Annotated in this window: 16 protein-coding genes and 4 tRNA genes; 12 read left to right on the top strand and 8 right to left on the bottom strand. The window is 54.6% G+C overall.

The genetic code is table 11. From position 1 onward, the window contains the following. The first annotated feature begins 5 nt into the window (after positions 1-5). From aaeB to H7K52_RS13800, 3 genes are all read left to right on the top strand, one after another. Entirely contained in the window at positions 6-1,958 is a 1,953-nt protein-coding gene (gene aaeB / locus H7K52_RS13810) for a p-hydroxybenzoic acid efflux pump subunit AaeB (protein WP_039659442.1), read from the top strand. A gap of 113 nt (positions 1,959-2,071) precedes the next feature. After that, positions 2,072-3,523 (top strand): NAD-dependent succinate-semialdehyde dehydrogenase, encoded by a 1,452-nt coding sequence (locus H7K52_RS13805; protein WP_003855282.1) that lies wholly within the window; start codon positions 2,072-2,074, stop codon positions 3,521-3,523. 57 nt (positions 3,524-3,580) lie between these two features. Then, a complete protein-coding gene (locus tag H7K52_RS13800) occupies positions 3,581-3,850 on the top strand; it encodes a barstar family protein (protein ID WP_003855285.1) in 270 nt (89 codons plus the stop codon). Positions 3,851-3,903: 53 nt separating this feature from the next. On the opposite strand, the gene yhcN (H7K52_RS13795) is transcribed toward H7K52_RS13800, so the two are convergent. From yhcN (H7K52_RS13795) to argR, 4 genes are all read right to left on the bottom strand, one after another. Then, positions 3,904-4,167 (bottom strand): peroxide/acid stress response protein YhcN, encoded by a 264-nt coding sequence (gene yhcN / locus H7K52_RS13795; RefSeq protein WP_003855286.1) that lies wholly within the window; start codon positions 4,165-4,167, stop codon positions 3,904-3,906. Positions 4,168-4,259: 92 nt separating this feature from the next. Beyond that, the gene (locus tag H7K52_RS13790) at positions 4,260-4,526 is read right to left on the bottom strand and encodes a YdgH/BhsA/McbA-like domain containing protein (protein ID WP_003855289.1); all 267 of its coding nucleotides are present in this window, start codon (positions 4,524-4,526) and stop codon (positions 4,260-4,262) included. A gap of 85 nt (positions 4,527-4,611) precedes the next feature. Further along, complete coding sequence (gene yhcN / locus H7K52_RS13785) at positions 4,612-4,875, bottom strand: peroxide/acid stress response protein YhcN (RefSeq protein ID WP_003855290.1); 264 nt, start codon at positions 4,873-4,875, stop codon at positions 4,612-4,614. 474 nt (positions 4,876-5,349) lie between these two features. Next, complete coding sequence (gene argR, locus H7K52_RS13780; RefSeq protein WP_003855293.1) at positions 5,350-5,820, bottom strand: transcriptional regulator ArgR; 471 nt, start codon at positions 5,818-5,820, stop codon at positions 5,350-5,352. Positions 5,821-6,260: 440 nt separating this feature from the next. On the opposite strand from argR, the gene mdh reads away from it, so the two are divergent. Beyond that, the gene (gene mdh, locus H7K52_RS13775) at positions 6,261-7,199 is read left to right on the top strand and encodes a malate dehydrogenase (protein ID WP_003855294.1); all 939 of its coding nucleotides are present in this window, start codon (positions 6,261-6,263) and stop codon (positions 7,197-7,199) included. Between the two features lie 49 nt (positions 7,200-7,248). Here mdh and mscM read toward each other — a convergent pair whose 3' ends face one another. The 3 genes from mscM to rsgA form a co-directional block, all read right to left on the bottom strand. Further along, positions 7,249-10,578 (bottom strand): miniconductance mechanosensitive channel MscM, encoded by a 3,330-nt coding sequence (mscM, locus tag H7K52_RS13770; RefSeq protein WP_039659456.1) that lies wholly within the window; start codon positions 10,576-10,578, stop codon positions 7,249-7,251. A gap of 14 nt (positions 10,579-10,592) precedes the next feature. Beyond that, positions 10,593-11,492: an archaetidylserine decarboxylase gene (gene asd / locus H7K52_RS13765; RefSeq protein ID WP_182630141.1), complete on the bottom strand. Its 900-nt coding sequence runs from the start codon at positions 11,490-11,492 to the stop codon at positions 10,593-10,595. Between the two features lie 171 nt (positions 11,493-11,663). After that, positions 11,664-12,713 (bottom strand): small ribosomal subunit biogenesis GTPase RsgA, encoded by a 1,050-nt coding sequence (gene rsgA / locus H7K52_RS13760; RefSeq protein WP_008925804.1) that lies wholly within the window; start codon positions 12,711-12,713, stop codon positions 11,664-11,666. A 101-nt stretch (positions 12,714-12,814) separates the two neighbouring features. Here rsgA and orn point away from each other — a divergent pair, with 101 nt between their 5' ends. The 5 genes from orn (at position 12,815) to H7K52_RS13735 (ending at position 13,901) form a co-directional block, all read left to right on the top strand. Continuing rightward, the gene (gene orn / locus H7K52_RS13755; RefSeq protein ID WP_182630140.1) at positions 12,815-13,363 is read left to right on the top strand and encodes an oligoribonuclease; all 549 of its coding nucleotides are present in this window, start codon (positions 12,815-12,817) and stop codon (positions 13,361-13,363) included. A 154-nt stretch (positions 13,364-13,517) separates the two neighbouring features. Further along, positions 13,518-13,593, top strand: a tRNA-Gly gene (locus tag H7K52_RS13750). 28 nt (positions 13,594-13,621) lie between these two features. Next, positions 13,622-13,697 (top strand) — tRNA-Gly (locus H7K52_RS13745). Positions 13,698-13,723: 26 nt separating this feature from the next. Further along, positions 13,724-13,799 (top strand) — tRNA-Gly (locus tag H7K52_RS13740). Between the two features lie 26 nt (positions 13,800-13,825). Beyond that, a tRNA-Gly gene (locus H7K52_RS13735) sits at positions 13,826-13,901 on the top strand. 348 nt (positions 13,902-14,249) lie between these two features. Here the strand turns inward: H7K52_RS13735 and queG are convergent. Further along, positions 14,250-15,389: a tRNA epoxyqueuosine(34) reductase QueG gene (gene queG / locus H7K52_RS13730; RefSeq protein WP_033763336.1), complete on the bottom strand. Its 1,140-nt coding sequence runs from the start codon at positions 15,387-15,389 to the stop codon at positions 14,250-14,252. On the opposite strand from queG, the gene nnr reads away from it, so the two are divergent. Genes nnr through amiB form a run of 3 tightly spaced genes read left to right on the top strand, consistent with a single transcriptional unit; the run spans position 15,388 to position 19,057 of the window. Beyond that, complete coding sequence (nnr, locus tag H7K52_RS13725; protein ID WP_182630139.1) at positions 15,388-16,908, top strand: bifunctional ADP-dependent NAD(P)H-hydrate dehydratase/NAD(P)H-hydrate epimerase; 1,521 nt, start codon at positions 15,388-15,390, stop codon at positions 16,906-16,908. The genes queG and nnr overlap by 2 nt on opposite strands. After that, positions 16,905-17,381: a tRNA (adenosine(37)-N6)-threonylcarbamoyltransferase complex ATPase subunit type 1 TsaE gene (tsaE, locus tag H7K52_RS13720; protein WP_003855306.1), complete on the top strand. Its 477-nt coding sequence runs from the start codon at positions 16,905-16,907 to the stop codon at positions 17,379-17,381. The genes nnr and tsaE overlap by 4 nt, the downstream gene beginning before the upstream one ends. Then, positions 17,378-19,057, top strand: coding sequence for an N-acetylmuramoyl-L-alanine amidase AmiB (amiB, locus tag H7K52_RS13715; RefSeq protein ID WP_182630138.1), 1,680 nt, complete (start codon positions 17,378-17,380; stop codon positions 19,055-19,057). Before tsaE ends, amiB begins: the two co-directional genes overlap by 4 nt. Positions 19,058-19,077: the final 20 nt, after the last annotated feature.

Below are 19,077 nucleotides of genomic sequence, written 5' to 3'. Positions count from 1 at the left end.
GCGATATGATCCAGTTTCTGCGTTTCCCGGTAAAGCTCACCTTTGCGCTGGTGTTAGCGCTGATGGTGGGGTTCCACCTGAACCTTGAAACGCCACGCTGGGCAGTGATGACCGCCGGGATCGTGGCGGGCGGCACCGCGTTTGCGGCCGGTGGTGATCCCTATTCAGGGGCGCTGCGTTATCGCGGTGTTTTGCGTATTATCGGGACATTCATTGGGTGTATTGCCGCGCTGACCATCATGATTGCCACCGTTCGTGCGCCGGTCGTGATGCTGCTGCTGTGCTGCATCTGGGCAGGGCTCTGCGTCTGGCTTTCGTCGCTGATCAAAGTTGAAAACTCTTACGCACTGGGACTGGCGGGCTACACGGCGCTCATTATTGTGGTCACGGCCAACGCCAGCGGCGGTCTGACACTGGTACCGCAATACGCCGTTGAGCGTTGCAGTGAAATCGTTCTCGGTATTTTGTGTGCCATTCTGGCCGACATGATTTTCTCGCCACGTTCAATCAAAAAAGTGATCGACGCCGAAGTGGATTCGCTGCTGGTGGCGCATTATCACCTGCTGCAACTCTGCGTCGCACATGGTGATAAAGAAGAGGTCGACAAAGCATGGGGAGCCCTGGTGCGTCGCACTTCAGCCCTGAACAGCATGCGCAGCCAGCTGATGATGGAGTCGTCACGCTGGAAGAACAGTCACCGCCGTTTGCAGATGCTGAACACGTTGTCGCTGACGCTGATTACGCAGGCTGCTGAAACCTTCCTCATTCAGAATTCTCGCCCTGACTACATTCCGCCTCAATATCGTTTGATGGTTGAAAAGCCCGCGTCGACGGTTGAAGAGGTGCACAAGCGGATGAAAGTGATGCGGCGGGTGATCGGTGCCAGTGGCAAATCGACGCCGGTCACGCTGGCCAGTTGGGTTAGCACTGCCACCGAATATCTCCTGCTGCTCAATGGTATTAAAAGCAACAGCCGAATCACCTCGCTGGAAGAGGAGATTTTACAGCGGGAAGTGGTGATTCAGGCGCGTTCCGCTGAAACACATCATGCCATGATCAATGGTATTCGTACCTTTGTTGCCACCGCGCTGGGTTCACTGTTCTGGCTTTATACCGGCTGGACCTCAGGCAGTGGCTGTATGGTGATGCTGGCGGTAATCACCGCACTGGCAATGCGTATGCCTAATCCACTGATGATGGCCAAAGATTTTCTCTACGGCATGACAGTCGCGGTTCCGCTGGGTGCGCTCTACTTTATGTATGTTCTCCCTGCTACTCAGCAGAGCGCATTGCTGCTCTGCATCGCAATTGGCGTGCTGGGCTTTATCGCTGGCATCTTTATTCAGCGGCGTCAGATCGGCACGCTGGGCGCCTTAATTGGTACTCTCAACGTCGTGGTTCTTGATAATCCGATGCAATTTCATACCAATGTCTTTCTGGACAACGTGCTCGGACAGGTTATCGGCTGCTTTGTGGCGATGATGGTGATCCTGTTAATTCGTGATAAATCAAAGGCGCGTACCGGACGCAAGCTGCTGAATCGCTTTATGTATGCGGCCGTCTCCGCCATGACCACCAATCAGGCGCGGCGACGTGAAAACCATTTGCCAGCGCTCTATCAGCAACTGTTTTTGCTGCTGAATCTGTTTCCAGGCGATATCAATAAATATCGCATCGCGCTGACACTGATCATTGGCCATCAGCGCTTACGTGATGCAGACGTGCCGGTTAACGCAGACCTCTCTGCGTATCACCGACAACTGCGTTACACCGCAGATCGGGTGATCTCCGCCAGCAGCGACGACAAGCGCCGTTACTACTTTGAGCGTCTGCTGAAGGAGCTGGATGTCTATCAGGAGAAACTGGTCCATTACGATGCACCCGTCAGCGTAACAGAACCCGTAAAACGACTGGCGATGATGCTGGATAAGTATCAGAACACGCTCATCCAAATCTGAAACTGGCCGCTGTCACCTGCAGCGGCCGGCGCAATCCCCGCCCGACACAAAATCTGTCGCTTTTGCCAACTATACTCTTCAGACGGAAGCGTAAAACTGACAGGAGCGAATCAATGAAATCACTGCAAGAGAGCGAACTGTTCCGGACCGGCTATTTAGCGGACGGTCAGTGGCATCAGGCTGCCTCCACTTTTGACGTCACTAACCCGGCAACCGGTGAGGTGATTGCGCAGGTTGCAAAAGCAGGGAAAGCTGAAACGGAACAGGCAATCGCCGCCGCAGAACGTGCCTTTCCTGCCTGGCGGGCGAAGACGGCGAAAGAGCGCGCTGACATTCTTACTCGCTGGTATCAGTTGATCATTGAGAATAAGCGCTGGCTTGGACAGCTAATGACGACCGAACAAGGCAAGCCCCTGAAAGAGGCGGAAGGGGAAGTCGAGTATGCCGCCAGTTTTATCCAGTGGTTTGCCGAGCAGGCGAAACGAGCTAATGGAGAGATCATTCCACCCGCAAAACCAGGCTCCCGTATTCTGGCCACTCGCGAGCCGATTGGCGTAGTGGCTGCCATCACGCCGTGGAATTTTCCGATGGCAATGCTGACCCGCAAACTGGGCCCGGCTCTGGCAGCAGGCTGTACCGGCATTATTAAACCCGCCAACAACACGCCACTTTCCGCCTTTGCCTTGCTGGCACTGGCGAAGCAGGCAGGCGTGCCAGATGGCGTACTGAACGCGGTCGCGGGTGATACTCATGCTATCAGCGATGCAATCATGGCCAGCAAAGGGGTGCGCAAAATCTCGTTTACCGGCTCTACCCAGGTGGGCAAGCTGCTGATGCGCAATGCCGCCGAAACCATGAAAAAAGTATCGATGGAGCTTGGCGGGAATGCCCCTTATATCGTGTTCGACGATGCCGACATTGAGGCTGCCGTTCAGGGTGCGATTGCCAACAAATTTCGCAATGCGGGCCAGGTGTGCGTCAGCGTTAATCGCTTTTACATTCACAACGCCGTCTATGACCGCTTCACACAACAACTGGCCGCCGAAGTGAACGCGCTGAAGGTGGGCAACGGGATGGAAGAGGGCGTCATTGTCGGCCCCTTAATTGAAGCATCAGCAGTGGAGAAGGTTGAGCAACACGTTAAAGACGCGGTAGCGAAAGGTGGCAAATTACTGGCGGGCGGCGAACGTCATGCACTGGGCGGCAACTTCTGGCAGCCGACCGTAATTACCGAGGCACACGAAGGTATGCAACTCGCCCAGGAAGAGACGTTTGGTCCGGTGGCCGCCTGTTTCCGCTTTGATGACGAAGAGGATGTCATCCGCCGGGCCAACGATACGCCGTTTGGTCTTGCCGCTTACTTTTACACTCAAAATCTGCAACGGGTGTTCCGTGTTTCAGCGGCGCTGGAAAGTGGCATGATCGGTATTAATGAATGTGCTGTTTCAACCGAGCTGGCACCCTTTGGTGGTGTTAAAGAGTCGGGTCTGGGTCGGGAAGGCTCGGTACTTGGCATGGAGGAGTATCTGGAGGTCAAAGCGCTGCATCTGGGCGGCTTGGACTAGCGGACATGAACGGGGGCGGCAAAGGCCGCCCGCAGACGGAGCATGGGAGCCGTCAGCATGAAAATCGAGCGTTTTGATTTTAATGAAATTGTCGATCAGGCCCATTTTTTCCGCCAGTTCAGCGAGCGTTTTACGCTGGAGGAACGCCGCATCTGCGACCTGGATGGATTATGGGATGTCGTGACGAGCGATCTGTTACCCATGCCACTGGAGATTGAATTTATAAATCTCGGCAGGGGACAGCGGCGTCGCTATGGTGCGCTGATTCTGTTATTTGATGAAGCGGAAGAGGAGCTGGAAGGCAGGCTGCACTTTAACGTCAGATAAAAAAAGGCCCCGGCGAGCGGGGCCAAAGGGTTCGTCATAAATCTGACGAGGAATTACTTATAAAGCTGTGCGGTGATGTGGTAGTTATCACCCGTGCGCGCTTCAATGACTTTATAGGCGCTGGCACCTTGTTCATCCGCTTTCTGTGAAAGCGCTGCACGGTAATCCATTGGTGCACCCGCGGTTCCACTGATGCTTACGGTGCCCGCAGGCTGCAGGTTCTGCGTCTGATCGCCGGTTACCAGCTGCGCAGCAGATGCGCCAAACGCCATAACGGAAAGCAGACTGACTGTAGCGATGGTTGTTTTGATATTCATGATTATCTCCTCAATACAATCAACAACCTGCGGTTACTCATAAAGGCGGGTCGTCGATATTTTCATGCGCCTTCAGGCGCCATCACGGTTAATTATTTATAAAGCTCAGCGGTGACATGCCAGGTGTTATCCTGGTTGTTTTCGATGATGCGATAGTGGCTTGCACCCTGTGCGTCCGCTTTCTCAGACAGGACCTGACGGACATGCGTCTGGTCACCGTTGCGTCCACCAATACTGATGGTCTGATTCATTGATTGCAGGCCCTGTGCCTGCTCATTGGACACCAGGCTTGCAGCACTGGCACCTACTGAGAACAGTGAAGCCAGACTCAGTGCGGCAATCGCTAATTTCGTTTTCATGGTCAAATCTCCTGAATTATTTGCTTCACTCCGGAGCGCAAAGGGCGAGTCAGACGGAGAACCACTGGCATTATCGGGCTACGCCTTAGTTATACAGTGCGGCGGTAGCGTGATAATTGCCGTTGTTGTAAGCCTCAATCACGCGATAGGCTTTTGCGCCCTGCTGATCGGCTTTGTCACTGAGTTGCTGCTTAATATCCATCGGTGAACCGGCAACGCCGCTGACACTGATGGTGCCGACTGCCTGCAGATCCTGTGCCTGAGAGGCATCGATAGATTCTGCGGCAACTGCACCAAATGAAAGGGCAGAGAGAATGCTCAGGGCAGCGATGGTAGTTTTTACGTTCATAGATATTTCCTCGTCGTCTATTTTTATCTTTTTAGTTAGTGTGATTTGCATCACGAAAAGAAGTATAGAACTAATAACGACAGAAATTAATACTCCGCTAATAATGTTTTTTTGTGATTCTTTATCCTTATGGCTACTTTTAATAACTTAACGTTATAAAAACGGGTTAAAAAGTAGCCTTTGAGGGTTTTATAATCACAAAAACAGTGAGATAGATCACTTTAACGTTTAGTGCGAAAGTTGGCGGGGATTGGACTGGAGTTTGATCTGGATCCGGGCAATGTTACCGGATCGGTGATGTAAAGCAGTGTAAAATAGCGCAAATAGTGAAGCAGAGTAAGCGATATGTCTGACGGTCAGGCGCATGAAAGCGGGCTTATGACATATTAAGCAGCGGAACAGTGTGATGTAACACGGTGAGAAGAGAAAACAAACTGACGACCTGGCACGGGAGTGCAGGCCGTCAGTCAGCAATCACAGTTCCTGTTCAAACAGGTTCAGGATTGCGCTGTGCAGTTGCTTAACCGTGAAGTCGCGCGCACGGGTGATAAAGATCGTGTCATCGCCAGCAATGGTGCCAAGAATCCCTTCCGACTTACCCAGTGAATCCAGCAGGCGTGCAATCAGCTGTGCTGCGCCCGGGCTGGTATGAATTACCACCAGGGCATCGTTGTAGTCGATATCCAGTACCAGGTTTTTTAACGGACTTGTCGTGGTCGGCACACCCAGCTCAGCAGGCAGGCAATAGACCATCTCCATCTTGGCATTGCGGGTGCGCACAGCGCCAAACTTGGTTAGCATGCGCGAGACTTTGGACTGATTGATATTTTCAAAGCCCTGATCCTGAAGCGCCTGAACAATTTCGCCCTGGGAACTGAATTTTTCTTCTTTTAATAAGGCTTTAAAAGCCTTGATCAGATCGTCTTGTTTCGATGGGTTTCGCATAGGTTACCAATAAATAGAGAGAATAACCGCGCAGCCGCCTGCGGCAGAGTAGTGATTATGCATTTTAATGCATTTTTATGCAATCGGTCGATTGATGAGCAGGGTTCGGGCGGCTAGCGGGCGGCGATAATAGCAAATAAATACGCTCAGACCAAAACCCCCGTCACAGCCCCGGAAGGCGAAGGTTGCAAAGTTGTTATATTATTGGTGGTGTAGTAACAGAAATAGCAACAGAAAACGCTCACAGCCGTTCTCTGTCTGACGACGGCAAAGTTGTCGGTCATTCAGGCGCAATGATAAGTAACTTTTGAATCCGGCGATTAACTGTGAAAACACGTAGAATTAACAGCGGATATTTATCATCGCCTGAGCAGTTGATTAAGGTCTGACACAGATAGAATTTCGGCCCATCTCTGCCCCACCTTAATAAGGAGTTAAGAATGAAAGTTGCCGTTCTCGGTGCCGCTGGCGGCATAGGCCAGGCGCTCGCACTTCTGCTCAAAACCCAGCTTCCCGCAGGTTCAGAACTCTCACTGTATGACATCGCGCCGGTTACACCGGGCGTTGCCGTCGATCTCAGCCATATTCCTACTGCAGTGTCTATCCAGGGGTTCAGTGGAGAAGATGCCACCCCCGCCTTACAAGGTGCAGATGTGGTACTGATTTCCGCGGGTGTCGCACGTAAACCTGGTATGGATCGCGCAGACCTGTTTAACGTTAACGCTGGTATTGTTCGGAACCTGATCGAACAGGTCGCTACCACGGCGCCTGAAGCATTGATTGGTGTTATTACCAATCCGGTTAACACCACCGTTGCGATTGCGGCAGAAGTGCTGAAAAAGCATGGCGTTTACGACAAAAATCGCCTGTTCGGTGTCACCACACTGGACATCATCCGTGCCAATACCTTCGTGGCAGCGCTGAAAGGCAAACAGCCAGATCAGATTGAAGTACCGGTCATTGGCGGTCACTCTGGTGTAACCATTCTGCCGCTCCTGTCGCAGGTCAAAGGTGTCAGCTTCAGCGATCAGGAAGTGGCTGATCTGACCAAACGCATTCAGAACGCCGGTACCGAAGTGGTGGAAGCCAAAGCGGGTGGCGGTTCGGCCACGCTGTCGATGGGCCAGGCAGCTGCACGTTTCGGTTTATCACTGGTTCGTGCACTGAAGGGTGAGGCGAATGTGGTGGAGTGTGCTTACGTGGAAGGTGAGGGTGAACATGCCCGCTTCTTCTCTCAGCCATTGCTGTTAGGTAAAAACGGCATTGCTGAACGCATGCCAATTGGTACTCTCAGCGCGTTCGAACAGCAGGCGCTGTCAGGCATGCTGGACACGCTGAAGAAAGATATCGCTCAGGGCGAAGAGTTCGTTAAGCAGTAACTGACGGCTCAGAGTTGTAATAACGCCCGGCTTTGCCGGGCGTTTTGCATTACAGGCCGCCAGATTTATAGGCGCGGGCTGCAGGTGCCCCGTTGCTGGCAGGCACCTTCTTGCCCAGGGTCTCCATACGCATCTGGAATGGCGGGAACGGCATCTCAATACCGTGCTGGTCAAATCCGCTCAGAATCAACTGATGCAGCTCGTGGCGCAGCGGCATTCGGTGTCCCATCTCCGCAGCATGCACACGGAGTTCAAACAACTGAATTCCCTGCTGCAGATCGACCAGGAAGGCTTCTGGCTGCGGCGTGTCCAGCACATAGCTGCAGCGCTCAGCCGCCTGAATCAGAATGGTTGTGACCTGTTCACTACTCACTTTCGCCGGTGCCGGAATAGTCAGTACCACGCGCGTGACGGAATCTGACAGCGACCAGTTAATAAACTGCTCGGTGATAAAGGCCTTGTTGGGCACGATGATCTCTTTGCGGTCCCAGTCGGTAATGGTGGTCGCACGGGTATTAATCCGCGTGATACTGCCGGTCAGGTCACGGATCGTCACGGTATCGCCGATACGAATGGGCTTTTCGAACAGGATAATCAGGCCAGAGATAAAGTTGGCAAAAATCTCCTGCAGACCAAACCCCAGTCCTACACCCAGTGCGGCAACCAGCCACTGCAGTTTCGACCACTCAATGCCGATCATTGAGAAACCAATCAGTCCGCCAATCAGCAGCAGCAGATATTTGGTCAGTGTGGTGATGGCATAACCTGTGCCAGGCGTCAGATTGAGATGCTGCAACAACGCCAGTTCAAGCAGTGCGGGCATGTTACGCACAAGCTGCGTGGTGATAATAAACACCAGAATAGCGATCAGGACTGACCCCAGCGTGATGGGTTGAATCGACTCGACGCCCTGTACGGACGTACTGACATCCCACAGCTGAATATTCTCCAGGAAGCCGAAGGCCGAGTGGATCTCTGACCACAGCACAATCACAGAGACCAGAGCGATCAGCGTCAGGATCGAGCGCACCAGCCGCAGCGACTGCGCACTGATCGCATCCAGATCGATCACAGGCTCTTCGATCTCAATCGCGTCGGTATTGAGAGAGCCTTGCTCCTTCTCTTCTTCGCTGCGCGCACGATTAGCCAGCATATCGGCACGGCGCTGACGGGCGCGATCAAAGCCAAGACGGCGGCGCTGAATCAGCATCCAGCGGCGGATGATGTGATAGATAACCAGAAGCAGGAACCAGATGGCGACCGAGGTCTCCAGTCGCGCCAGCAGCGCCTGCGCAGTAGCCAGATAACCCACAGCAGAGGCGAGGGCAGCCATCAGTGGCATGGCGATCATCAGGTTCCACAGCATCCGGTTCACCATGTTCTCGCCATTTCCTTCTTTATCGAGATAAAGCGGAATGCCGGAACGTTTCAGGCTGACGGTAACAATGCTGATTGCCCCGCAAATCAGGATGAAACAGAGACGGCCCAGTGACGAGGAGAACTGTCGATCCTCCAGATTGCCAAAGGCGATCAGCAGCATAATAAGCGGCACAATCAGGCCGATACTCAGCGAGTAGTAGCGCATGGCGCGCGCCACCCGATTTTGCGGCCAGCGGAAATGCACAATGAAGAGTCCGTTGGGACGGGCAAAGGCGGCGCTGATCATAAACGCCCACAGCAGCGGCAGCGTGGCGGTAATACCATCACCAATTGCCACGGCGATAGGGTAGGGCCAGGCGTTCTGCAGACCATAACCCAATGCCCCCCACAATACCGGTAGCGGTAGCGCCACCAGGATCGACCAGAACACGGTGCGGATGGTCAGGCGGAAACGATCCTGGGTGACCTTGCCGACTTTGCTGGCGGAGCGATCAAGGAAAGCATTGAAGTGACGACGAGAACTGATGCTGAAGCCGACCAGCAGCAAGGCACCCATAATGGGGATCACCGAATTGCGGCTGGTAAACATCATCGCCATCGCTTTGCCAAGCTGACCCAGCGTATCCAGCGACAGCAGACGGGAAAGATCTTTGGCCAGATCCAGCGGATAACTTAAACCGATCGGACTGACATCGGCGGTCCAGAAAAGATAGCGGTGGGTCGCGTCTTTGACTTCCGTCAGCGCATCCTGCAACTGGGTGTTGCCGACTTTGAGCTTGGTAATCTCCAGAATCAGCGTGTCACAGCCAGATATCAGCGAATTAAGCAGCTCCCGCTGGGTGCGTAGCTGTGCATCAAGAATACGCTTCTGTTCAGCAGTAAAGGGTTGACCATCGGCCTGTCGTCCCTTGCGCAGCGTCTCCTGGCGCTCCAGCAGATCTTCATAATAGAGACGCTGTACGCGAAGCTGTGCCATCTCATTGTCAATCTGCTGCGACTTAGGCATCTCCGGCAGGCGCGCAACCTGTGCCCGAAGCGCTTCGCCCAGCAGATTAGAAGCCCCCAGCCACTGGGACTGCTCGCGCAGTGTAGAGAGCGCCTGACGGACCTGAATAATCTGATTAGTCGCCAGCCGCTGCTGCGATGCCACCAGATCCATGCGCTGCGCCTGTTGATTCAGGGCAACCGAGAGTTCACGGTTAACCCGAAACTGATCGCTAATCTCTGGGGGCAGATCGCCACTGTTTTCCGCCAGTTGCTCGGTACGGGCCAGTGCAACTTCCGCTTCGCGTTGCCGCTGATCGTTGAGCTGGTTACGCAGTGCCTGCAGATAGTTGTCGAGCTGAGTGGCTTTGCGCTGGTGGGCTTCAGCCCGCATCCGCGCCAGTTCCTGGCGATTATTGGCAGAGAGCTGTGCCAGCTCAAGTTCATCGACGAGTGCTTTATTCGCGGCACTTTCAGCCTGACGCGCTGCCAGCTGCAACTGGCCCTGCGGTGAACTGCTGCTGACGCCCTGCAGCCGGCGTTCACTCTCCGTCATCGCCCGACGCGCTTCCGTCTGCTGCTGTGGAAGCTGCGACAATGAATCACTGATCTCCCGCGCACGATCCTGCTCCTGGCGCGCCTGACGGCCCTCTTCCAGCAACTGGCTGCTAACCTGCAGGATCTCCTGATCCAGCTCGGCGCTGCTCATGTTGCTTCGCACCGTTTTTCCGTTGTCACTCAGCGCAGCAATCTGCTGACGCAATTCGCGCGCCAGACGCGGGAAGTCATCAATCACCTGCTGATATTGCGCCGCGCGCTCCAGGGAATCATCACGTTCTGAGAGGAAGTTTAAGGCGGCTTCAATTGTCTGGATCTGTTCGGCCTGAGCCGGAGAACTTTTGGCCGATTTTATCTCTTCCAGCTGCTGTTTGAGCTGGCTGGCGTCAGGAAGGCTGGCCGCAAAGGCCGGGCTGCTGAGCCACAGGCTCAGCAGCAGGAGGAGAATCGAACGCACAGAGGACACTCAATTTAATCGACAATGACGTCGGAAATGTCTGTGGCGACCGGCAGCGCAATCGCCAGCGGTTGACCCAGACGGGTTTTGCTTTCTGCTTCCAGGCTTTCCGCCAGTTTGACGCGACCGGGCGCGAACAGGTTGATGACGGTAGAGCCGAGTTTAAAGCGGCCCATTTCCTGACCTTTCAGCAACACCACGGCGCCTTCGTCGTCCGCAGCCGGATAATGCCAGCGCTTAATTACGCCTTCACGAGGCGGCGTTATCGTGCCAGCCCAGACGGTCTCAATACTGCCGACAATGGTGGCACCCACCAGGATCTGCACCATCGGGCCGATATCGGTTTCGAAGTAGCAGATAACGCGCTCGTTACGGGCAAACAGGTTAGGAATGTTACGCGCGGTCAGCGGATTTACAGAGTAGAGGTCTCCGGGCACGTAAATCATCTCACGCAGGATACCGTTACACGGCATGTGGACGCGGTGATAATCGCGTGGAGCCAGATAGGTAGTGACGAACTCACCCTCCACAAATTGAGCGGCCATCCGCTCATCGCCGGCCAGCAGGGCATCAATGGTGTAGTGATGACCTTTAGCCTGGAAAATCTGATCGCCATGAATATGGCCGAGCTGACTGATCGCACCATCCGCAGGCAGGGCAATGAGGCTGGCGTCAGCATCCAGCGGACGCGCATCGTCTTTGAGCGGACGAACGAAAAAGTCATTAAACGTGCGATAGCTTGTGGTATCAGGCTTACGCGCTTCCGCCATATCGACTTTGTAAAACCAGACAAAGATGTCAATGACCAGTTTGGTCAACCAACCACCGCGGCGACTGGCGCCCCAACCGGCAAGTTCAGTCAGCCATTTCTTCGGGAGAATATGATTCAAGCCGAGTTTTAAACGATCAAACACCTTAGCCTCCTGGCTATTTCAGGACGTTGTAAAAAAGGGGACGGATTGTAGCAGCGCCCCGTTCAGATGGCGACTATACGCGATTTCCGGCACGCTGCACGGCCTGAACGCACCACTGGAACGCACTTCGCAAAAAGCGCCGGCTTATCCGTTCAGACGCGGTTATACCGATTAATTTTCGCTATCAGGGAAATTTTTACGCGTTTTTACCTGCGCCATGCTCTCCAGGATGCGGTGGTAGTTAGCGAAACGGGACCGGTTGATTTTTCCCTGTTCGACCGCTTCACGAATGGCACATCCCGGATCGCTGTCATGTTTACAATCGCGGAATTTGCAATAGCCCAGGAAGGGTCGGAATTCGACAAAGCCGCGTGTTACCTGTTCCGGCTCCAGATGCCACAAACCAAACTCACGGACGCCAGGAGAATCGATCACGTCGCCGCCGTGCGGGAAGTGATACAGCCGCGATGCGGTCGTGGTGTGCTGGCCTAAGCCAGAGCCATCCGACACTTCGTTGGTCAGAATCGCGACCTGCTCTTCTTTGTCGAAGCCGAGCAGGGCATTCAACAGACTCGATTTACCCACACCGGACTGACCAGCAAAGATACTCACGCGGTCGGTCAGGGCCGCTTTCAGATCGTCCAGGCCGTTTTTTGCCCGGCTGGAGACCATCACTACGCGGTAGCCAATGTTGCGATAGATATCCATCTGTTGATCGACAAAGGCGCGCGCCTTGTCATCCAGCAGATCGGTTTTGTTCAGGACCAGTAACGGTTCGATGTCCAGCGTTTCGCTGGCGACCAGATAGCGATCGATGATGTTAAGCGACAGTTCCGGCAGGATCGCAGAGACGATAATGATCTGATCGATATTCGCCGCCATGGGCTTCACGCCGTCGTAGAAATCGGGGCGGGTTAATACGCTGGTGCGCTCATGCACCGCTTCAACAATGCCTTTGCCGCCGCTGGTGGCCGGACGCCACATCACCCGGTCGCCCGTTACCAGAGAACGGATCGTGCGGCGGATATTGCAGCGGTGGGTGACGCCTGCGCTATCCTCAACATCAGCATGCATGCCAAAACGACTGACAACGACCCCATCTGCAGCTTCACCAAACATGTTGTCATCCGCTTCCGGACGCTCTCTGCGTTGGTTGAGACGGCGATCGTGGTTAGCGCTTACGCGACGTTGTTGGCCCTTCGACAGTTTATTTTTACTCACTCACCCTCACAGCGTTAGCCAGATTTCGCCCGGCTGGGCAAAACGTCTATGATACACCTTATTCATCGTGAATGACGACTACAGCAACCGCAGGAAAAAGCATGGCTACTGGAAATGAACAGAATCTGATCTGGATTGATCTTGAGATGACCGGACTGGATCCGACGCACGATCGCATTATTGAGATTGCAACCCTGGTGACTGACGCCAACCTGAACATTCTGGCAGAAGGTCCGGTCATGGCGGTCCATCAGTCCGATGCGCAGCTGGCGCTGATGGATGAGTGGAATGTCCGCACCCATACCAACAGCGGTCTGGTTGCGCGGGTGAAGGAGAGTCAGATTGACGATCGCGCAGCAGAGCTGGCGACCATTGAGTTCCTGAAACAGTGGGTTCCGGCGAAAACGTCGCCTATCTGTGGTAACAGTATCGGGCAGGATCGTCGCTTCCTGTTTAAGTACATGCCAGAACTGGAAGCGTATTTCCATTATCGCTATCTGGATGTCAGTACGTTGAAAGAGCTGGCACGTCGCTGGAAACCGGAGATCCTGCCTGGCTTCAAAAAAGGTGGTACGCACCAGGCGCTGGATGATATCCGTGAGTCTGTCGCGGAGCTGGCTTACTACCGCGAACACTTTTTGCAGCTTTAATCCACTGAGGGTGCGCATGAAATCACCAGTTTGCTGTTTTAATCATCAAACGCGCTGAAAGCGAAAATATTTGCTTTCAGACGCTTGCAGCAGCAACGATTTCTCGTATAATGCGCACCCCGTACCGGTGAAGAATTTATTAACGGTACAAGGCGCGGGAATAGCTCAGTTGGTAGAGCACGACCTTGCCAAGGTCGGGGTCGCGAGTTCGAGTCTCGTTTCCCGCTCCAGTTTTAAAATGTAAGCAGTAACCTCTTTGCGGGAATAGCTCAGTTGGTAGAGCACGACCTTGCCAAGGTCGGGGTCGCGAGTTCGAGTCTCGTTTCCCGCTCCAGTTTTGATTAAGCAGTGCCCTTCTATGCGGGAATAGCTCAGTTGGTAGAGCACGACCTTGCCAAGGTCGGGGTCGCGAGTTCGAGTCTCGTTTCCCGCTCCAGTTTTGATTAAGCAGTGCCCTTCTATGCGGGAATAGCTCAGTTGGTAGAGCACGACCTTGCCAAGGTCGGGGTCGCGAGTTCGAGTCTCGTTTCCCGCTCCAGATTTACATCACCCTGTTTCAGTCCGTTTTCCGGCTGTTTTACGCCGCGGGGTTTTGATTGTTTCCTGAAGGTTATCCACAACACTGCATCCCATCATCTGCGCCCTTTACGGCGATCTGTAAATTGTTTTTGAACAGAGTTATCCACAGCTTTGTGCTTTAACCGAAGCGATAGCCTCATTATCAAATAAACACAACTTTTACATAAGTTATTGATATTTAGATAAATGAAGATATTTCAATGTGTTATTTCGCAGCGAAATCAGTGTTATTGCATTTGAATGACAACAGCTTTTTATTTTTATTCACAGCATGTGGAAAACGATAATTCACGATCGGGCTGTACAATCACGCATCACGCGGTAATCCCTTCTCTACTGCACGAACCAGCCGCTTCTGCTGGGCAGGCTGCACTTCAACCACGATTTGCTCGCGTTTCTGCTGCTGCTGTGCGATTGCCCACAGAATGTGTTCATCCAGTAGTTCACTCTCACCCAATCGTTGCTCCAGAATCTGAATAATTTCGGGTGACCAGGGCGCATTGCCCAGCGCGACAGCGATGTTACGCAGCCAGCGTAAATGACCAATGCGACGAATCGCTGAGCCTTCTGTTATGCGTAAAAACTTCGCCTCATCCCACTGAAACAGATCGATCAGTTCCGGTGCATGTAACGCCGCTCGCGGTGAAAAATCGCTTTCGTCACTAAGTTGTCCATAGCGATTCCACGGACAGATCAGCTGGCAGTCGTCGCAGCCATAAATCCGGTTGCCCATCAGCGGACGAAACTCTTCCGGGATAGCCCCTTCCAGCTCAATGGTGAGATAGGAGATACAGCGACGGGCATCGACGACGTAAGGCTCAACGATAGCGCTGGTGGGGCAGATGGTCATGCAGGCGACACAGCGACCACACTGCTCCTCCTGCGGGGCATCTGACGGTAGCGGAATATCGATGAGCAGTTCGCCGAGGAAAAACCACGAGCCCGCTTCCCGATTCAGAATCAGAGAATGTTTGCCCGTCCACCCCAGTCCTGCTTTAGCCGCCAGTGGGCGCTCAAGCAGCGGCGCCGAATCCACGAACGGTCGAAAATTCAGCTCGCCACAATGCTGCTGGATCATTTCTCCGAGCTTTTTCAGTCGATTGCGCAATACTTTGTGGTAATCGCGACCGAGTGCATAACGGCTGACATAGCCCAATTGAGGATTTTTCAGCGTGCTGGCAAAGGCGGCTTTGGCCGGAAGGTAGTTCATGCGAACGCTGATGACACGCAGCGTGCCGGGTAGCAGTTCATGAGGACGCGCCCGCATCATGCCGTGTCGCGCCATCCACGCCATCTCGCCTTGATATTGTTTGTCCAGCCACGCCTGCAGGCGCGGCTCTTCTGCGCTGAGATCGGTGTCGGTGATGCCGACCTGCTGAAAGCCGAGATCCAATCCCCATTGTTTAATCTGTTGTGCGAGTTGATGAAGATCGAGAGGGTATGACATGAGTGACCAGGATTCGAAGAAAAACAGCCGTAGTTTACCATATTCTGTCTGGCCTGCGCAGGCTGTGCCAACGCTTGAGCAACAGGGCGCCGATGTACTCGGAATTACCCTGTATGAGCTCATGCTGCGAGCCGGGCAGGCTGCTTATAACCATCTGAATGCGTACTGGCCTGATGCCAGCCACTGGCTGATTCTGTGCGGTCACGGCAACAACGGTGGTGACGGTTATGTCGTGGCGCGGCTGGGGCAGGCGGCTGGGAAAACCGTTACGCTGCTGGCGTGCGAAAGTGAAAAAGCGTTGCCGGAAGAGGCGCAGCGCGCGCGGGAGGCATGGCTGGATGCGGGCGGTGAAATTCATGCGGCCGATGCCGCCTGGCCAGAGCGGGTGGATGTGATTGTTGATGCGCTGCTGGGAACCGGCTGTAATCGTGCGCCCGGGAAACCCTATGTCTCACTTATCCAGCGGGCCAACGCCCACGCTGCACCCATACTCGCCATTGATATGCCTTCCGGCTTATCCGCCCGCAACGGCACCGCACCTGGTGAGGTGATTAATGCCAGCCATACGCTGAGTATGGTCGCACTGAAACCGGGTCAGATCACCGGCAAGGCGCGAGACTACATCGGACAGCTCTGCTATGCCGATCTCGGCCTGGCCACCTTTCTGGCGGGCGAAGCGGCGCCCATCGCGCGTTATGACGCCAGTGCATTAACCCGCTGGCTAAAACCGCGTAAGCCGACCTCCCACAAGGGCAGTCATGGGCGGCTGCTGGTCGTCGGGGGCGATGCCGGTACCGCGGGCGCGGTACGAATGACCGCAGAAGCCGCGCTACGCAGCGGCAGCGGATTAGTGCGAGTACTTACTCACAAAGATAATATCATTCCGATTCTTACCGCCCGGCCCGAAGTTATGGTCGATGAGCTGACCGATGAACGGCTGACTGAGGCGCTGGAGTGGGCCGATGTTATTGCGATTGGGCCTGGTCTGGGTCAGCGTGAATGGGGCAAGCGGGCGCTGGAGCAGGTCGCGCTTAGTGAAAAGCCGATGCTTTGGGACGCGGATGCGCTTAACCTGCTGGCAATCAGTGCGGAGAAACGTCAGAATCGCATTATTACGCCGCATCCTGGAGAAGCGGCGCGTTTACTGAATATAGAGACCAGTGAAATTGAGAGTGACCGCTTACATGCAGCGCAGACATTGGCGCAGCATTATGGTGGCGTAGTGGTTCTGAAAGGTGCCGGCACGATCATTGCCAGTGAGCGGGGCGAACTGGCCTTTGCGGATGTGGGCAACGCCGGCATGGCTTCTGGTGGTATGGGCGATCTCCTGAGTGGAATTATCGCCTCGCTGGTGGGTCAGAAACTCACGCTGTTTGATGCAGCCTGCGCTGGCTGCGTGACACATGGTGCAGCGGCCGATGCGGTGGCTGCAGAACGCGGAACACGCGGTATGCTGGCAACTGATTTACTGGATCTGCTGTGGCAATTTGTTAATCCTGAGATGAATAAAGAAGCATGAAGACCTGTGTTATTTCTTTGCCCGATGAGGCGGCTACGCTCGATTTGGGCGCTCAACTGGCGCGCGCCTGTGGCAGCGCGGCAGTCATTTATCTCTATGGCGATCTGGGGGCGGGTAAAACCACCTTCAGCCGCGGCTTTCTGCAGGCGCTGGGTCATCAGGGCAACGTCAAAAGCCCCACTTATACGTTGGTTGAGCCTTACTCGCTTAACAACCATACGCTCTATCATTTCGACCTTTATCGACTTGCCGATCCTGAAGAGCTTGAGTTCATGGGCATCCGTGACTACTTCAGTGGCGATGCCATCTGTCTGGTGGAATGGCCGCAGCAGGGTGCCGGTTTTCTGCCCTCGCCCGACCTTACGTTAACGCTGCGCTACGTGGGCGAAGCGCGTGAGGCAGAGCTGACGGCACAGTCGGCATCGGGCCAGAAATGGCTGGAACTGTTTGATCAGAGCAGGGATAAGACATGATGTCACGGATGAAAATAGCGCTGGTAACACTGCTGCTGCTGGTCTGTACGCCTCTTTTTGCCGCTACTCTGTCAGATATCAAAGTGGCCAATGGCGACAGTCAGGCCACCATCACCCTGAACTTTGCAGGACAGCCTGCCTATGCCTTTTTCTCACTGCACAACCCGAATCGTGTGGTGCTTGATGTTAACCAAAGCGGCGTGGTTCAGGGACTGCCACTCAATTTCAGCGGCGAAAATATCGTAAAGCGGATTCGTACCAGCACCCCTAAAGATAAACAGAGTGTGCGGCTGGTGTTTGAACTGATGCAGGCGGGTAAAACCCGAGCGGTCACCCAGCGCAATGGCAATAGCTATAGCGTGGTCTTCACAATTACCGGTAAGGCGCCTGCTATTACGCGCAGTGCGCCTGCGCCGGTCACGGCCCCGAGACCTGTGCCGACACAGAGTGCCGACGCGGTTAACCCATTTAATTCCAATCCAGTGACCTCAGTGACCTCAGTGACCAGCACGGCCAGCACCGTACGTCCAGGTCGTGCGGTCAGCCAGAATGACACCGTGATTGTGGCGATTGATGCCGGACATGGCGGTCAGGATCCGGGCGCTATCGGGCAACGCGGGTTGAAAGAGAAGAACGTCACAATCGCCATTGCCCGCAAACTGCGAGTGTTGCTAAACAATGATCCGATGTTCAAAGGCGTGCTGACGCGTGATGGCGACTATTTTATCTCGGTCATGGGCCGCTCTGATGTCGCGCGTAAAGCCAATGCCAACGTGCTGGTGTCAATTCACGCTGACGCCGCGCCGAGCCATGCGGCGACTGGCGCATCGGTCTGGGTATTATCCAACCGTCGCGCAAATAACGAGATGGCTAACTGGCTGGAGCAGAAAGAGAAACAGTCTGAGCTGCTGGGCGGCGCAGGTGACCTGCTGGCCAACAGTCAGGCCGATCCTTACCTCAGCCAGGCGGTACTGGACCTGCAGTTTGGTCACTCGCAGCGCGTGGGTTATGACATCGCCCAGAAAGTGTTACAGCAGCTACGCAGCGTAACGTCGCTGCATAAACGTCTGCCTGAGCATGCCAGCCTGGGCGTGCTGCGTTCGCCAGATATCCCTTCTTTGCTGGTGGAAACCGGCTTTATCAGTAATTCCTCGGAGGAGCGACTGCTTGGCAGTAGCGCACACCAGGATAAGATTGCGCAGTCGATCTACAGAGGTCTGCGCACTTATTTCCTGGCGCACCCGCTACAATCCATCCCAAAGGAGGAAAACCGGCCGCTGGGCTCGTCGCCAGCGGTCAGCGTAGCCAGTAATCCGGCGACCGGTGTACCGCAATACACCGGTGTGACACAGCGTCATACGGTGACGCGCGGGGAGACACTTTCCGGCATTGCCGCAAAGTATGGTGTCAGCATGGACACGCTGCGTGGGATGAACGCGCTGAAGCGTGATGTGGTGTGGGTCGGACAGCGATTAAAAGTCCCGGCCAGTGCAGTGGCGAGTCGAACTGCGCGCGCGGCACCACGCGGTGTAGTACGCCATAAAGTGGTGGTCGGTGATTCGCTGACTGGCATTGCCGCACATTACGGCGTCAGCCCGAAAGCGATAATGCAGACTAATAATCTCAAGTCGACCAACGTCATGTTGGGGCAGAACCTGAAAATTCCTGCATCCTGATTGCTTGCCCGGCCGCTGCG

It is taken from the genome of Pantoea hericii, assembly GCF_014155795.1.
Lineage (GTDB): Bacteria > Pseudomonadota > Gammaproteobacteria > Enterobacterales > Enterobacteriaceae > Pantoea > Pantoea eucalypti.
Note: the sequence above shows the minus strand (reverse complement) of the source record. Positions and strands in the feature narration are given on the sequence as shown.

Bases quoted from the DNA above. Each gene is read 5' to 3' on its own strand.
- aaeB (WP_039659442.1), top strand. From the start codon at position 6: ATGATCCAGTTTCTGCGTTTCCCGGTAAAGCTCACCTTTGCGCTGGTG.
- H7K52_RS13805 (WP_003855282.1), top strand. From the start codon at position 2,072: ATGAAATCACTGCAAGAGAGCGAACTGTTCCGGACCGGCTATTTAGCG.
- H7K52_RS13800 (WP_003855285.1), top strand. From the start codon at position 3,581: ATGAAAATCGAGCGTTTTGATTTTAATGAAATTGTCGATCAGGCCCAT.
- yhcN (WP_003855286.1), bottom strand. From the start codon at position 4,167: ATGAATATCAAAACAACCATCGCTACAGTCAGTCTGCTTTCCGTTATG.
- H7K52_RS13790 (WP_003855289.1), bottom strand. From the start codon at position 4,526: ATGAAAACGAAATTAGCGATTGCCGCACTGAGTCTGGCTTCACTGTTC.
- yhcN (WP_003855290.1), bottom strand. From the start codon at position 4,875: ATGAACGTAAAAACTACCATCGCTGCCCTGAGCATTCTCTCTGCCCTT.
- argR (WP_003855293.1), bottom strand. From the start codon at position 5,820: ATGCGAAACCCATCGAAACAAGACGATCTGATCAAGGCTTTTAAAGCC.
- mdh (WP_003855294.1), top strand. From the start codon at position 6,261: ATGAAAGTTGCCGTTCTCGGTGCCGCTGGCGGCATAGGCCAGGCGCTC.
- orn (WP_182630140.1), top strand. From the start codon at position 12,815: ATGGCTACTGGAAATGAACAGAATCTGATCTGGATTGATCTTGAGATG.
- nnr (WP_182630139.1), top strand. From the start codon at position 15,388: ATGAGTGACCAGGATTCGAAGAAAAACAGCCGTAGTTTACCATATTCT.
- queG (WP_033763336.1), bottom strand. From the start codon at position 15,389: ATGTCATACCCTCTCGATCTTCATCAACTCGCACAACAGATTAAACAA.
- tsaE (WP_003855306.1), top strand. From the start codon at position 16,905: ATGAAGACCTGTGTTATTTCTTTGCCCGATGAGGCGGCTACGCTCGAT.
- amiB (WP_182630138.1), top strand. From the start codon at position 17,378: ATGATGTCACGGATGAAAATAGCGCTGGTAACACTGCTGCTGCTGGTC.